Below are 15961 nucleotides of genomic sequence, written 5' to 3'. Positions count from 1 at the left end.
GATAAGGAGGATAAGTATATGAAACAAAAAGATTGGCTGCAAGATGTATATAATCATATTGAAGAAAATTTTTATGATACACACCTTCCTCGTGTAAAAAAATTGGTACAACAACCGAGTATAGCTGGCACGGGAGAAGGAATAGAAGAATGTTCACAAATGGTAATGGACATTCTAAAAGAATTAGGTTGTAAAGATATTGACAGAGAATACTTCGTCCATAGTCCGGTTGTGACAGGGATGTTAGAAGCAGATGTGGAAGATGCTCCAAGTATTATCATGTACGGGATGTATGATGTACAGCCAGCCGATCCATATGATGAGTGGACGGTAGAACCCTTTGAGGGTGTTATTAAAGATTTTCCTCCATATGGAGAATCTATGGTAGCAAGAGGAGTAGCAAACTCCAAAGGACCTCTTGTATGTTTTATAAATGCTGTCGAATCTATTAAAAAAGTAGCAGGATATATGCCAATAAATATTTTCTTCATAGTTGAAGGTGAAGAAGAGATGGGCAGTGAAAGTTTGATTGAATACACTAAAAAGTATTCTGATAAATTATCCAAATTTGATGCTGTATTTTTAAATGGAACAAGACAAGATGAAAACGGTAAGCCATTTATTATTCTGGGTAATAAGGGGATGCTTTTCCTAGATGTTGAGGTAACAGGTGGAGATTGGGGAGGACCAACCGAAGTAGATCTTCACAGTTCAAATGCAGCATGGGTAGGTAGTCCTACCTGGCGTTTAGTTCATGCATTGGCTTGTTTAAGGGATGCGGAAGATAATATTTTAGTGGATGGATTCTTTGATGATATGGTTCCGCTAACAGAAGAAGATGAACATTTGACCCAAAGGATGATAGATGTTTTTGATGAAAATATGTATTTAAATAAACGTCTGCATGCAAAGAAATTTATGAAAGACTTATCAGGCGGAGATGCTTTGAGAGAATTATTATGGCACCCAACATTTAACATAGCTGGCATATGGGCAGGTTATCAAGGACCGGCTACCAAAACTGTACTTCCGTATAAGGCAAATGCCAAACTTGATATTCGTTTATTACCAAATCAAGATGCAGATGATATCTATGACAAAATAAGGGCTCATTTAGATAAACATGGGTTTGAGGATGTTAAGCTTATACAACGACAAGGCGGTAAATATGCAAAAACTGACTCATCAACTCAGGCAGCTCAAGCAGCTATAATGGCTATGGATAATTCAGGATTGGAAGGAGGCTCACCATGGCCGATTTTTCCAGGACATGGGCCAGCATATTTATTTACAAGCGAGCCTATCGGGATTCCATTTGTATCATATGGTCTAGGTAAATCTGGAAGGATTCATGCACCAGATGAATGGTTTACTATTGAAGGAATGATAGATAATGAAAAATCTTGTTCTGCATATATCTATTATTTAGAAAAGATTCATAATGAATCCAAAAATAAGTAGAATATCTTAATATATTCATATATAAATTAGCTCTTTCCTAATAAGGAGGCTAATTTATATCATTAAAGCCTTTATAATGTTGAAAAAAGTCCCTAGGGACTTTTTTGTTTTAAGTAAACCTATTTGATATGTTTTAAGAAAATAGTATAATACTTATAGAGGGAACGGATATTATTATTTTAAGGAGTGATTACATGGATGTATTAGATGCAATATTTACTAGAAGAAGCATAAGAAAATATACAGGGGAACCTATAAGTGAAGGGGATTTAAAGCTTATTCTTAAGGCCGGATTTCAGGCACCATCTGCACACAACTTCGAACCTAGAGATTTTGTGGTGGTAAAAGATAAGGAGACGTTAGATAAGATTTCAAACTTCCATAGGTATGCTAAGATGCTTCCCAGTGCCAGTTGTTGTATAGTGGTATGCGGTGACACAAGAAAACAAAAGGAAATAGGGTTCCTAGTTGAAGATTGCTCTGCATCAATTCAAAATATGTTACTAGCAGTACATGGATTGGATTTGGGAGCAGTATGGTGCGGACTATATTCCGGAGGAGAATTAGTGGATTATATGAAAAAAGCTATGAAAGAAACATTAAATTTGCCTGATTACATTATACCTGTAGGTATGATTGCAATTGGGGTTAAAGATGAGGAAAAGGAACCGATTGATAGATACAATGAAGAAAAAGTGCATTTCGATAGATGGTGATTATAAAAAGCTTGCAGTTATAGGGATTGTATCATAAAATATTAAAGTGAATTGCAAATAACAGTGGCATAATGAGGAGGAAAAAATGATATTTTCATGGTACACATCTGCAGTAATGACAATTTTATTATGGGGCATAGCAGATCTTTATTACAAGAAAGGCACAGATCCTAACGATAGATATAGTCACTTGAGAATCGTTGTAATGGTTGGTTTAATCATGGGAATTCAGGCATTTTTTGAGCTTTATAAGATGAATTGGCAGTATAATCCTGTTAACATTATAAAATATTTACCTGTTTCTTCAATGTATATACTTTCCATGACATTAGGTTACGTCGGGTTAAGATATTTGGAAGTTTCCATAAGTTCGCCTGTAAGCAATACTTCTGGAGCAATGGCTGGAATTTTAGCATTTGCAGTGTTAAAAAAGAGGATGAATGCTTGGCAATTGTTTGGGATTATCCTAATAACTATTGGGCTTATAGCAATTGCGGTAATTGAAAGGAAACTTGCCGAAGAAGAGCAAAAACAAGACAATATTCATATAGATTTAAAATATAAGCTAGGCGCTATGGCACTTATTTTTCCGATACTATATGCAATCATTGATGCTTTAGGCACATTTTTGGATGATGTATATCTGAGCAGCCTAATGACCCCTGAAGAAGCCTTGATCTCCTATGAACTTACTTTTCTTGTCTGTGGAATTATTTCACTTATCTTTATTACGATTGTAAAAAAAGAAAAATTTACACTTTTAAAGGAAAAAGATAAAGCTCTAGCAGCAATATTTGAGACTGCAGGACAATATTTTTATGTTTATGCATTGAATACTAATTCTGTAGTAGCAGCACCTATGATTGCAAGCTATAGTATAGTATCGGTTCTTCTTGGGAGGATATTCTTAAAAGAAAAACTTCTTCCGAAACAATATTTAATTATTGCAATGGTTATGGTAGGCATATTTATACTTGGATTTTTTGAATAGTTTTAAAGATTTTGGATATTACAAGCTATAGTAAATTATGACATTCTCAATTTTTTGGGAATGTTTTTAATTTATATAAATATACATCTGATATATGGTACAAATTATTTTTTAAACCTTTATAATATGTTGTACGGATAGGAATTATTTGATACTATATAGTTGAAATAATAGTATTTGGAATTTTCTGATAGGGGATAATGTGATGAAGTATGGAAATATAGATATTAATGAATTTGATATTATTAATACTATAATGAATAATTCGCAAGATACATTTTACTTTAAGGACAAATTCTCCAGAATTTTATTTAGCAGCAGGGCTCATTCTTTACTTTGGGGGGTTGATGACCCGGAGATGGTAATAGGGAAATCTGATTTTGATTATTTTCCCAGAGATTTTGCTCAGCAGGCTTATGATATTGAGCAGGAAATAATGGCAACAGAAATCCCGATTTTAGGCACCGTTGAAAAGCTGATTAGACCTGATGGGAGCACTATGTGGCTTTCTGCATCAAAGTATCCGCTATATGATAAAGAAGGTAATATTATTGGAACTTGGGGAACATCAAGGGATATAACTTCATTAAAAAATGCTGAAGAAGAACTCAAGCTAGTCAATAAGAAATTAGAAGAAGCAAATCAAAAATTAAAAGAATTATCAGTAAAGGACAGCCTATCCGGACTTTATAATCAAGGATATTTTTTTGAAGAATTGAATAAAACATTTGAATTATATAAAAGAAGAGAAAAAATATGCCAAACAAATGGTTTTTCACTCATTTTATTAGATATTGATAACTTTAAAAATATAAATGACAAATATGGGCATTTAATGGGAGATTATACTATAGCACATGTTGGGAAAACGATTGCTAAAAGAGTTAGATCCAGTGATAAATGTTTTAGATACGGCGGAGATGAATTTGCAATTATTTTATATGACACGGAATTAGATGGTGCAAGGACAGTCGCAGAAAAGCTACGTACTAGTATAGCAAAGAATCCAATCCGATTTATGGATAATGAAATACAGGTTACAGTTAGTATGGGAGTTTCTTCTTTTAATGAAGTAGGAAAAGCAGAAAACATGTTTCAAAGAGCTGATGAAAAATTATATAAATCCAAAGGAATAGGTAAAAATAAGGTTAGTTAAATGTTCAATTCACAATGCACTGCTTACGTCATCCTTGAGTGCAACGAAGGATCTCCGCTTTTAGGGTTATGCTATAAGAAATTATAAGGAGACATTATCAAAAGGTAATCACAAAATTTGAAAATTTGCCTTGACATTAATTTCAGTATGTTATACACTTATATCAGTGGTACGTACCACATATAATTAGATATTGAGGTGCAATTTTACATTGAGAACTATAGATAAACAAAATCGTATGCCGTTATATTCACAGCTTATGGATATAATTGTCGAGATGATTGAAGAAGGAAATCTAAAGGAAGATGATCAACTTCCATCTGAGCGTGAGTTATGTGATACGTATGACATTAGCCGCTCAACTGTTAGACAAGCAATCCAAGAACTAGAAAAAGAGGGATATATTTATAGGTTACATGGCAAAGGTACATATATTTCCCCTAAAATGTTTAAACAAAATTTATTAAAATTTTACAGTTTTACTGAAGAGATGAAAAAACTAGGGAAAACACCATCGTCTATGGTATTAGATTTTGATATTATAAATACCAACGAAAAATTGGCTAAAAAAATGAGGTTAAATATAGGTGATAAGGTCTACATCTTCACGAGGCTGAGATTAGCAGATAATGAACCGATGATGTTGGAAACCAGTTATGTGCCTTGTTCCAGATTTCCCGGGTTAACAAAAGAACTACTTGAAGAAAACCCAATGTACGATATATTTTCTAAGTTATATGGTGTTTCCATCACTTCTGCAGAGGAAACCTTCCAAACTGTTGTTACAAGGGATAACGAGGCAAAACTATTGAAATACTCTTTACATTTACCAAGCATGATGATAGAAAGAACAACATATGAGACGGAGAGTGTAGTTGAATATACAAAGAGTGTGGCAAGAGGTGATAGATTTAAATATTCTGTTATACTTAAAAAATAATTTTTAATATACTGGTAATGACAACACTATGACATTACCACAAGAAGGAGTGATTGAATGTTTGGTTTAAGTGTGGATAATTGGAAGAAGATGAATGGTTTTAATACTGCTAAAGAGATTTATCAGCAACCGGAGATTTGGAGTGAGTGTTTGGCTACCATTGAGAAACAGAAGACAATCATAGAAAAATTTATTAATGAAAATTTAAATAAAAATAATATCAGAGTGATATTCTCAGGTGCCGGAACTTCTGCTTATATAGGTGATATTATTACGCCGGAGTTAAATAGTAAAAAAAATTATATATTTGAATCAATTCCTACCACCGATATAGTTGCTAATCCTCAGGATTATCTTAAAAAAGATATTCCTACACTTTTGGTATCCTTTGCTCGTTCAGGAAATAGCCCTGAAAGTATTGCCGCATATGATCTTGCTAATGTACTTATAGATGATGTAAATCATATTATTATCACTTGTAATGAGGAAGGGGAATTAATAAACATATCCAAGAATGATGAAAAAGTATTACATCTAATCATGCCGGAAGAATCCAATGATAAAGGATTTGCCATGACTAGCAGTTTTTCATGTATGACACTAGTAGCTTCTTTAATCTTTGATATGGAATGTTTTGAGAAAAATAAGACTCAGATATTCAAAATGATTGATTTAGGTAGAGATATATTAGAAAATAAATATATGAACGTAGATCAATTACTGGATATAGATTTTGAAAGAGTAGTTTATCTAGGTTCCGGTAGTCTATACGGTCTTTCTAAAGAAAGCGGACTAAAACTTTTAGAATTGACTAGGGGAAAGGTAATTACTTTAAGCGAGACACCATTGGGTTTTAGACATGGTCCTAAATCAATGTTAAATGATAGGACTCTAGTTTTTATTTATATATCAGATGACGAGTATTCCAGAAAATATGAGCTGGATTTGCTCAATGAGCTCTATAATGATAAAGGAGCTCATAGGGTAATTTCAATAACAAGTAAATACAGGGAAGAAATTGAGATTGCATCTGATTACAACTTTTATCTTACAGACGATGAAAACGATATCAAAAATAAAAGCTTGTTATCTTTACTCTATATATTGTATGCACAAATATTTGCATTAAAATCTTCTGTTAAGTTAAAGGTTGAACCTGATAACCCTAATCCATATGGATTGGTTAATAGAGTAGTTAAAGGTGTCACTATTTATAATTATAAAGGGGAATGACTATATGGATATCGTATCAAACAAGGAGTTACTTTTAGATGCCAAAAAGAATCAATATGCAGTTCCTGCATTTAATGTACACAATTTGGAAACTATTCAGGCAGTTATAGAAGGTGCGTGGGAGATGAAGTCTCCGGTGATTATTGCTACAACTCCCGGTACTGTCAATTATGCCGGACTAGAATATCTTGTGGCTATTTTGAAAGCCGGTGCTAAAAAATATAAAATTCCTATAGCTCTTCATTTAGACCATTGTACGGATATAGATTTTTTAAAGAATTGTATTAAGGGAGGATATAAGTCTGTTATGATAGATTCCTCAATGGAGGATTTTGATACAAACATCAACAATACAAAGATAATGGTGGATTTTGCACATAAATTGGGTGTATCTGTAGAATCAGAGTTAGGGCATATATGGGGGCAGGAAGAAGAAATAGTAATTAACAAAAGAGATGCTCTTTTGACAGACCCAATTATGGCTTTAGAATTTGTTAAAAAAACAGGTGTAGATTCTTTGGCGGTAGCCATAGGTACTGCACATGGGATTTATAAATTAGAACCTAAACTGGACTTCGATAGGCTTATAAAAATGAATAAAATAATTGACGTACCTTTGGTACTTCATGGTGCTTCGGGTATTAGTGAAGAAAATATAAAGAAAGCTATTCAATACGGAATATGTAAAGTAAATATTGCAACAGAAATAAAAATACAATTTGCAGAAGCGATTAAAAAATACTTTAAAGAAAATCCTGACGCCGATGATCCCCGTAATTATTTAAGTCCTGCTAAAGAAATAGCAAAAAATGTAGTTAAAGAAAAAATTAACATCTGTGGAAGTAGGAACAGAATATGATATTGACCATAACTTTGAATCCTTCTATTGATAGGCGGTATAATGTTGAGAATTTTGAAAAAGGAAATATATATAAAACTTCAAACTACCAATATACAGCTGGAGGGAAGGGACTAAACGTTACAAGAGCGATTAAAAGTTTTAATGAAGATGTTCTGGCAACAGGATTTTTAGGAGGATATTCCGGAAGATTTATTGAAGAAAATTTGAATGGTATTGGAATAAATCATGTATTTATCCCAATTGAAGGAGAAAATAGAAGCTGCATAGCAATTATTTCAGATGATGGTAGTCAAACTGAGATATTAGAAAAAGGCCCGTATATTTCAAAAAAAAATTTTAACAATTTTATAGCTTTGTATGATAGGTTATTAGACGGAGTTGATATCATATGCGCTTCAGGCAGCTTACCGGATGGGATCCCAATTGATACATATAAACAGTTAATCAAATTAGCAAAAGATAAGGGGAAAAGATTTATTCTTGACTCCAGTGGAGATGCATTACGATATGGGGTTGAAGCCAGTCCTTATTTGATAAAGCCCAATAAATACGAATTAGAAAAATTGACCGGGATATCCATCGCAGATGAGAAAAGCATAATCAAAGCCTCAAATTATTTACTTGATAAAAATATTGAAATAGTAGTTATTTCTTTAGGCGGTCAAGGTTCAATTGTATTTTATAAGGGCAATATGTACAGAGTAAGGGTGCCCCCAATTGAACTTGTAAATTCTGTAGGATCTGGAGATTCAATGATAGCCGGGCTTGCTGTAGGATTAAATAGGAATTTAAGCTTTGAAGATATGCTAAAATTAGGAACTGCTTGTGGCACCTCAAATGCCATGGAACATGAAACGGGGAAAGTTAACCATGATAATCTAAGTGATATTATTGGAGAAATAGTAATAGAGAAGTTATCTGGCTCTATACTGAGGAATTAAATAGGGCGTTAAAGGAATAAAAATTTATAAATTTGAATAAATTTATAGGGGTGATTAATTATGGAAGGTCCAAATATTTTATTAGCTCGTATTGACAATAGATTAGTTCATGGGCAGGTGGGAGTTGTATGGCTGACTTCTGTTGGTGCAAATTTATTAGTAGTAGTTGATGATCAAGCTGCTAATGAGAAGCTGCAGCAACAATTAATGTCTATGGTTGTTGAGTCTTCGGGTGCCGGTATTAGGTTTTTTACTGTGGAACATACTATTGATATTATTCACAAGGCTTCTCCGTCCCAGAAGATATTTATTATATGCAAAACTCCGGCGGTAATTAGGCAATTAGTTGATGGAGGAGTTCCTATAAAAGATGTAAACGTTGGCAACATGCATTTTAATAAAGGCAAACATCAAATTAGCAAAAAGGTATATGTAGATGAAAAAGACCTGGAAGACTTACATTATATAAAATCAAAAGGCATCAATGTATTTATCCAGGATGTACCTGGTGATGCAATAGAATATATAGATTAAAGGAGGGAATTTCATTATGGACATTAGTTTAGGACAAGGTATTTTATTATCTTTGATGGCTGTCATTGTAGGTATAGACTTTTGGTTGGAAGGTTTATTTATCTTTAGACCAATTATTGTATCTACATTGACGGGTCTAATCCTTGGGGACCTAAAGCTTGGATTGCTGGCAGGAGGATTGACAGAATTAGCATTTGCAGGGTTAACGCCTGCAGGGGGGACTCAGCCTCCAAATCCGGTATTAGCCGGAATTATGACAACAGTAATAGCATATACTACAAAGACTGCGCCTGAGACATCTATTGGATTAGCACTGCCTTTTAGTTTTTTAATGCAATACATTTTACTATTTTATTACTCTACATTTTCACTATTTATGGTTAAATCAGACAAATATGCAGCGGAAGGAGATACAAAAGCATTTACCAGAATTAATCTTATACCAATGTTTATTGTGGCTATAACCTATGGGATAGTTGTATTTTTAAGCACTTATGTAGCTCAAGATGCTATGAGGGCGTTGGTAAATTCCATGCCTGAATGGTTAACCCATGGTTTTGAAGTAGCAGGTGGGTTGCTCCCTGCCGTTGGATTTGGTATGCTGCTTAAGGTAATGCTCAAAAAACAATATATACCCTATTTATTAATTGGTTTCTTGTTTGCTTCATTTATTCAATATTCCAATTTGTTACCGGTGGCACTGATAGGTACAGCTATAGCTCTAATTGATTATTTTAACTCTAAGAGTTCACCCGCAGTTCAAAAAGGGGGAGATGATTATAGTGACGGAATCTAAGACTAAGGTTTTAACAAAAAAAGATATAACCGACTTAGGCATCAGAAATGTATTGTTGCAATCCAGCTTTAACTATGAAAGAATGCAGGCCGGTGGTTGGACATTATCAATGTTACCTGCATTAAAGAAAATTTATAAGGATGATAAAGAAGGGCTATCTGCAGCAATGACTGACAATACAGAATTTATTAATACGCATCCAGTTTTAGTTGGGTTTTTAATGGGTATGTTGCTTTCATTAGAGGAAAATAATGAAGACAGAGGATTGATTAGAGGGTTAAAGATTGCTTTATTTGGTCCTTTAGCCGGAATTGGAGATGCAATACTCTGGTTCACATTATTGCCAATAGTAGCTGGAATTAGCGCATCATTTGCTTCACAAGGGAACGTTTTAGGCCCAATAATTTTCTTTGTGGTGTATCTTGCTTTGTTTATTGCCAGAATACCTATAACTCGTCTGGGATATAATTTAGGAACTAAAGCAATCGGCAGCTTGCAGGAGAGGTCTCAAGCAATTTCCAAATCCGCTACGATTTTAGGTGTAACCGTTGTGGGAGGGCTAATAGCGTCCTTTGTCAGTATTGATGTAATAGCAGAAATAGCAATCTCAGCAAACAATGTAGTCTCCATACAATCAGATTTCTTTGATAAAATATTCCCAAATATTTTACCCTTTGGTTATACTATGGGTATGTACTACCTGTTAAAGAATAAGAAGGTTAATCCAACAGTTTTGATATTGATTACATTTGGATTGGCTATATTATTATCACTATTGGGAATCTTATAAAAATGAATAAAATATTTATTATTTGTGGGCATGGGCAATACGGCACTGCATTACAAAGTACCATAGAGTTATTGCTTGGTAAAAATAAAGATTTACATTATATAGATTTTTTAGAAGATGATAATGATGTATCTCTAAGGGAAAAAATGTTCCAAACAATTGAGCAAAATTCAAATTCCCAAATATTATTTATATGTGATATAATGGGAGGGACACCATTTAAATTAGCAGCTGAAATTGCTAACGATAATGAAGATATTGAGGTTGTGGCAGGTTGTAATGTTATGTCTATTATAGAAGGTAGCTTTAAAAAAGATGTTCTTACGTTGGAAGATTTGGCAAAATTCATAGTGGAATCAAGTAAGAAATCGACTATTAAGTTTGAAAAGGTAGTTGAGAAGGTTGCGGAACAAGATAAAGTAGGGGACGGTATTTAAGTTCCCTCTTTATTTTTCAAATAATTATGAGGTTAGATAGATGATAAAATTAATTGTAAGTGATATGGATGGGACTCTTCTGGATGGAGAAGGATGTCTAAACGATGAATTCTTCAGCTTATTTAAAGAGTTAAGAGAAAGAAATATAAAATTTGCAGCTGCAAGCGGAAGGCAATACTACCAATTATACAATTTATTTGAACCAATAAGTGATGAATTGTTGTATATAGCTGAGAACGGCACACTGGTAGTCTATAAAGGTGAGGAGTTATATGCAAATTCAATTGATAAGTCAATTGTTTTTAGCTTTGTTGAAGATGCCTTAAAGATTGAAGATATATATATTGTACTTTGCGGAAAAAAATCGGCTTATATAAATACCAAAGATGAATTCTTCTTAAAGGAAACTATGAAATATTATCATAATTATCAAATAGTTGAAAATTTTAATGACGTGAAAGATGATATATTAAAAATTGCGATTTTTGATTTAAAGGGCTCGGGGGTTAATTCCAAAAAGATACTTTGCGATAAATGGGAGAACGAATTGCAGCTTGTAGATTCAACTCCTACATGGCTTGATATTTATAATATGGGAATAAACAAGGGTAAAGCAGTGGATATGATTCAAAGAAAATTTGGTATAGAAAAGAAAGACACCATGATTTTTGGTGATTTTTATAACGATATTGAAATGTTAAAGGAAGGATACCATAGCTATGCTATGGACAATTCACCTGAAGAAATAAAACGCGCTGCGAATTTTATAGCAAATAGCAATGAGGACAATGGAGTATTGGAAATAATAAAAGAGAAAGTGTTAAAATGATATTATTGGAGAAATTGTGATGGAGAAGATAACTAGCCTTACATAAGGGTTTAAATCCTATGTAAGGCTTATTTATTCCTTGTCAAGCTCACCTTAATTTAAATTTTCTTTGTCTTGTATGCAAATATCAATAATAGTATACTAAAGATAAGGTAAACGGTCGCAAAAGGTACAAAAGATGAGGAGTGAAGTGGATGATTCGAGTAATCATAGCAGACGATGAAAATAGAATATGTATGCTAATTAAAAGACTCATCGATTGGGAGAAAATTGGTATGCTTGTTGTAGGAATGGCTAACAATGGGCTGGAAGCAATAGAATTGATTGAGAAAGAAAATCCGGATATTGTGATTACAGATATTAGAATGCCCGGGTATGACGGATTAGAACTGATAGAAAAAGCTAAAGCCATAAATAAAGATTTAGAATTCATTATAATTAGCGGTTATGGTCAATTTGAATATGCTAAAAAAGCCATAGGTTTTGGAGTAAAAGATTACCTCCTAAAGCCCATTAATCAGGAGGAGTTATTGAATGCCCTTTTAAGGGTTAAAGGGGACATTATCAGAGAAAAGGGTTATATTAATTTAGAAAATGAATATAAGCTTTCGCATACAAATGATAGGCCTATAATTAGGAGGTCTTTTTTGGACAATCTCATCACAGCCGATGGGAACAATTTTATCAGCTATACATTAGAGGAAATAAATGAAAAATATTATTTTAGTTTCAAGCCTTATCGTTTTAGAATAATGATATTGATATTGGATCAGATCAATGAAGATGATAAGTTGGATATAAGAAATATAATGGTAAGTGCTTTGGATACGATTTCTTCAAAACTACAGGATAAGGTTTGTGATATCGAGGGAATCATAAAGAAAAATCAAGCTTATATTTTAATCAACTATAAGGAAGAAGAAAATAAAATTATTGAGGATAGACTTTTAAACATATTAAATGACTTCAATAGAACTTACAAAACAAATAAGTTCAAGTTAACCTTAGGATATGGAGAAGAAGTTTTGAAAATAGGAGATATAAAAGCATCATGTGAAAGCAGCAAATTATCCATTGACGATAGAGTTATAAAAGGGATAGGAGGATTAATCCTTTATGATGAAATAAATGATAATAAAAGGGTACAGAGCGAAAAATTTGTAGAGTTTTCAAAGAAATTTGTAAAAACAGTTGAAAGATTGGATCTTGAGGGAATAAAAAAGTCTTTGATTGAACTCAAGGAAGAAATAAGGCTGTCTCCTATAAGCGGAAGAGATTTAAAAGTTCTTATTTTAGATATAGCAAATATTTTTGATTTAACCTTAAAAAGCAATATCACAAAAATAGAAAGCGAAACTAAGGAATACGAGAAATTAGAGAATTCTGTTGCAGACTGTTACTCTATGGATAAGCTATTTACTGAATTAATGGATTATATTAATTCATTCTTTACTTTGCTGGATAACGATTCCACTAATAGAAATTTAGCGCAGATAAGCCAAGCTAAGGAATATATCGAGGCAAATTATATGAACAATATCACCTTGGAAGATGTAGGCAATCATATAGGATTTAATCCAAGCTATTTTAGCAGTATTTTTAAAAAGGAAACTGGGTCTTCATTTGTGGAATACCTCTCAAAAATAAGAATTGAAAAGGCTAAGGTGTTATTAAAGGAATCCGATTTGAGAGTTCAGGATATTTGTCTTATGGTAGGCTATAGCGATGTTAAGTATTTTTCTAAATTATTCGTTAAATATACGGGACTTAAGCCTAAAGATTACAGAAAAATATTTATTTAGGTGATTGAAATGAAGGATAAAAAAGTTATTTATCTATTTAATAGGATTTTTGTTGTATTCATATTGATAGGGATTGTTTTTTTAATAACCCTATTTCATTTAATATACAATTATCAAAATAATGTGTCTTATATTTTCTTATTTATATATATTATTTTTGTAGCAGGAATTTTATATTATTTTTATAAATGGATATATAAACCCTATAAGGAAATAAACAAAGTTTTAACGCTGTTTTATCAAGGTTCTATATTGATGAGTGTATTTGATATGAGAATATTTTTCAATCGAGAGACTTATCTTGCGTTTCAAAAATTCAAGGAAATAATTGACACCAAGACATTGATAGAAGGGTCTAAAAAACATGCAGAGTACTTGGCTTTACAAAATCAAATAAATCCCCATTTCTTATACAATACTTTGGAAGGTATAAGAAGTGAAGCGTTGATTGAAGGGGTCGATAGCATAGCTAATATGACTGAAGCTCTGGCAACTTTCTTTAGATATACTATTTCCAATGTTGATAAGCTTGTAACTTTAGATGCAGAGATAAATAATGTTAAGACTTATTACAAAATACAAGAATTTAGATTTGGAGATAAATTGGAATTAAATATTGATTTTCAAGAAGAAGATCTTCCGGATATATTACAAGCAAAAATACCGAAACTTACTCTGCAGCCAATATTTGAAAATGCTATCTTTCATGGTTTGGAGAGAAAGATGGGGAAAGGCATTTTAACTCTGAAGGTATTTGTGACAAACAAAAGGTTGATTATTATAATTTCCGATAATGGTGTCGGAATAGATGAACAAAGATTAAAGGAGCTCAATCAAAAGCTTAGAGGTACCTCACTTGAATATATGAAAGAGGATAGAAATAAGGGAGGCATAGCTCTGCTCAATGTCAACAATCGTATCAAACTTATATTCGGTGATGAATATGGGATTTACGTATATAGTAAAATTGATGCGGGAACAGACGTTGAAATAACCATACCTTTTATAATAGATTAGGATGATGAAATAATGAAAGAAGAAATACTAAGGATTGAGAACGTTAGTAAAGAAATAGATGGAAATACTTATCTTGATAATATCAATTTTCAGATATTTAAGGGAGAAATTATGGGATTGCTTCCTTTAAATAATCACGGGAAAAGTCAATTAATACAATTGATATCTCAAAATATTTCTATAGATTTTGGACGGATATATTTTGATGAGAGGTTAGTTAATAACTACGAATATAGCAATATGAGAAACAATAAGGTTTATTTAATAGATAAACAAGTAAAGCTAATAGAAAGCCTTAAGGTCATCGACAATATATATGTCCTCAATCATGAATTTGATAGCTATGTAATAAATGAAAAAAAACTTAAGGAAAAAACCGATGAATTGTTGGAAGAGCTTAGTATCAATATACAATCCAGTCAATATGTTTCTGAATTATCGCTTTATGAAAAGACCCTTGTTGAAATTGTCAAAGCAATAACAAGTGGAGTACAATTGATTATTATTTTAGAGATATCAAATTTTTTAAGCATCGAAGAGTTAATCAATTTTCAAAAATTGATGAAATACTACACTCAAAAAGGAATTTCATTTTTATATATTGCCAATCATCACGAAGAGGCATTTAAGATATGCGACAGGGTATGTCTCTTTGAAAATGGAAGAGTAATAAAGGTGATTGAAAAGAAGGACTTTTCTGATGATATATTAAAACCATATATTATTACCTTTGAAAATAGGGAAGGCTTGAAAGATGAAAATGAGAGTTCTGGAAATTTTGAATTTAAGAATTTTACATCCGAAAATCTTAAGGGAATTAGTTTTTCCGTTAAGGCGGGAGAGTGCATCACTATTTTGGATATAAACAATAAAGGAATTCAAGATATTGCCGAAATACTCATGGGAAAGATTCAGCCTATAGAAGGGAATATAAATTTAGATCATAAAAGGATTGATATCATTGACACACATAGCTTATTAGAAAATAAGATTGCTTTTGTTCCTGAAGAGCCCGTTGATAAAATGCTGTTTTATGATATGTCATATTTAGAAAATTTGACTTTTTTGTTAATGGATTATAAATTTGATGAAAGTATAGTCAATAAAAAAATACTGAAAAATATTAAAGAGGAATATAGAAATATAGTAGGCGGAAATATAGAAGCTGCTGACCTCAGAAAACTTGATAAGAAGGATTTATATAATTTGGTTTATATGCGAATTATTTTGTTAAATCCTAAAATTGTATTTATTATGCAGCCCTTTTCAAATGCAGATATGTATTTAAGGGGGCGTATTATTGAACTTATAAATTTGCTTAAAGAGAAAGGTATTGGAGTAGTTATTTTAGCAGTCAGCATATCGGATACGCTTTTCGTTTCAGACAGACTATTGATAATGGAAGATGGCAAAATTTTAAATATCTAATAAATGTCCCCCCTATTCAAAAGATTAT

Annotated in this window: 16 protein-coding genes; all 16 read left to right on the top strand. The window is 32.3% G+C overall.

All coding sequences use genetic code 11. The features are described 5' to 3' along the window. Nucleotides 1-18 precede the first annotated feature (18 nt). The 16 genes from H8707_RS04225 to H8707_RS04150 all read left to right on the top strand — a co-directional run bounded on the left by H8707_RS04225 (nucleotide 19) and on the right by H8707_RS04150 (nucleotide 15933). A complete protein-coding gene (locus H8707_RS04225) occupies nucleotides 19-1461 on the top strand; it encodes a M20/M25/M40 family metallo-hydrolase (protein ID WP_262428896.1) in 1443 nt (480 codons plus the stop codon). A gap of 194 nt (nucleotides 1462-1655) precedes the next feature. After that, nucleotides 1656-2177, top strand: a complete 522-nt coding sequence (locus H8707_RS04220; protein ID WP_262428895.1) for a nitroreductase family protein — start codon at nucleotides 1656-1658, stop codon at nucleotides 2175-2177. 85 nt (nucleotides 2178-2262) lie between these two features. Then, nucleotides 2263-3168, top strand: coding sequence for a DMT family transporter (locus tag H8707_RS04215; protein WP_262428894.1), 906 nt, complete (start codon nucleotides 2263-2265; stop codon nucleotides 3166-3168). 205 nt (nucleotides 3169-3373) lie between these two features. Further along, nucleotides 3374-4324 (top strand): sensor domain-containing diguanylate cyclase, encoded by a 951-nt coding sequence (locus H8707_RS04210; RefSeq protein WP_262428893.1) that lies wholly within the window; start codon nucleotides 3374-3376, stop codon nucleotides 4322-4324. Nucleotides 4325-4535: 211 nt separating this feature from the next. Next, complete coding sequence (locus tag H8707_RS04205; protein ID WP_262428892.1) at nucleotides 4536-5264, top strand: GntR family transcriptional regulator; 729 nt, start codon at nucleotides 4536-4538, stop codon at nucleotides 5262-5264. Nucleotides 5265-5321: 57 nt separating this feature from the next. Beyond that, on the top strand, nucleotides 5322-6497 hold the full coding sequence (locus tag H8707_RS04200) for an SIS domain-containing protein (RefSeq protein WP_262428891.1): 1176 nt from the start codon (nucleotides 5322-5324) through the stop codon (nucleotides 6495-6497). 4 nt (nucleotides 6498-6501) lie between these two features. Then, nucleotides 6502-7356 carry a tagatose-bisphosphate aldolase subunit GatY gene (gene gatY / locus H8707_RS04195; protein WP_262428890.1) on the top strand — a complete coding sequence of 285 codons (855 nt, stop codon included), beginning with the start codon at nucleotides 6502-6504 and terminating at the stop codon, nucleotides 7354-7356. After that, nucleotides 7353-8300 (top strand): 1-phosphofructokinase, encoded by a 948-nt coding sequence (gene pfkB / locus H8707_RS04190; RefSeq protein ID WP_262428889.1) that lies wholly within the window; start codon nucleotides 7353-7355, stop codon nucleotides 8298-8300. The genes gatY and pfkB overlap by 4 nt, the downstream gene beginning before the upstream one ends. Nucleotides 8301-8360: 60 nt before the next feature. Next, nucleotides 8361-8834, top strand: a complete 474-nt coding sequence (gene agaB, locus H8707_RS04185) for a PTS galactosamine transporter subunit IIB (protein ID WP_262428888.1) — start codon at nucleotides 8361-8363, stop codon at nucleotides 8832-8834. 16 nt (nucleotides 8835-8850) lie between these two features. Then, nucleotides 8851-9630: a PTS galactosamine transporter subunit IIC gene (gene agaC, locus H8707_RS04180; protein ID WP_262428887.1), complete on the top strand. Its 780-nt coding sequence runs from the start codon at nucleotides 8851-8853 to the stop codon at nucleotides 9628-9630. Beyond that, nucleotides 9617-10420, top strand: a complete 804-nt coding sequence (agaD, locus tag H8707_RS04175) for a PTS galactosamine transporter subunit IID (protein ID WP_262428886.1) — start codon at nucleotides 9617-9619, stop codon at nucleotides 10418-10420. The genes agaC and agaD overlap by 14 nt, the downstream gene beginning before the upstream one ends. Before the next feature lie 2 nt (nucleotides 10421-10422). After that, a complete protein-coding gene (locus H8707_RS04170; protein WP_262428885.1) occupies nucleotides 10423-10857 on the top strand; it encodes a PTS sugar transporter subunit IIA in 435 nt (144 codons plus the stop codon). A 40-nt stretch (nucleotides 10858-10897) separates the two neighbouring features. After that, nucleotides 10898-11686 carry a Cof-type HAD-IIB family hydrolase gene (locus H8707_RS04165; RefSeq protein WP_262428884.1) on the top strand — a complete coding sequence of 263 codons (789 nt, stop codon included), beginning with the start codon at nucleotides 10898-10900 and terminating at the stop codon, nucleotides 11684-11686. A 194-nt stretch (nucleotides 11687-11880) separates the two neighbouring features. Further along, complete coding sequence (locus H8707_RS04160; protein WP_262428883.1) at nucleotides 11881-13488, top strand: response regulator transcription factor; 1608 nt, start codon at nucleotides 11881-11883, stop codon at nucleotides 13486-13488. Between the two features lie 9 nt (nucleotides 13489-13497). Continuing rightward, nucleotides 13498-14505: a sensor histidine kinase gene (locus tag H8707_RS04155; protein WP_262428882.1), complete on the top strand. Its 1008-nt coding sequence runs from the start codon at nucleotides 13498-13500 to the stop codon at nucleotides 14503-14505. A 12-nt stretch (nucleotides 14506-14517) separates the two neighbouring features. Beyond that, on the top strand, nucleotides 14518-15933 hold the full coding sequence (locus H8707_RS04150; RefSeq protein ID WP_262428881.1) for an ATP-binding cassette domain-containing protein: 1416 nt from the start codon (nucleotides 14518-14520) through the stop codon (nucleotides 15931-15933). Nucleotides 15934-15961 lie beyond the last annotated feature (28 nt).

This window comes from Paratissierella segnis (assembly GCF_014385195.1).
Taxonomy (GTDB): Bacteria; Bacillota; Clostridia; order Tissierellales; family Tissierellaceae; genus Paratissierella; species Paratissierella segnis.
Note: the sequence above shows the minus strand (reverse complement) of the source record. Positions and strands in the feature narration are given on the sequence as shown.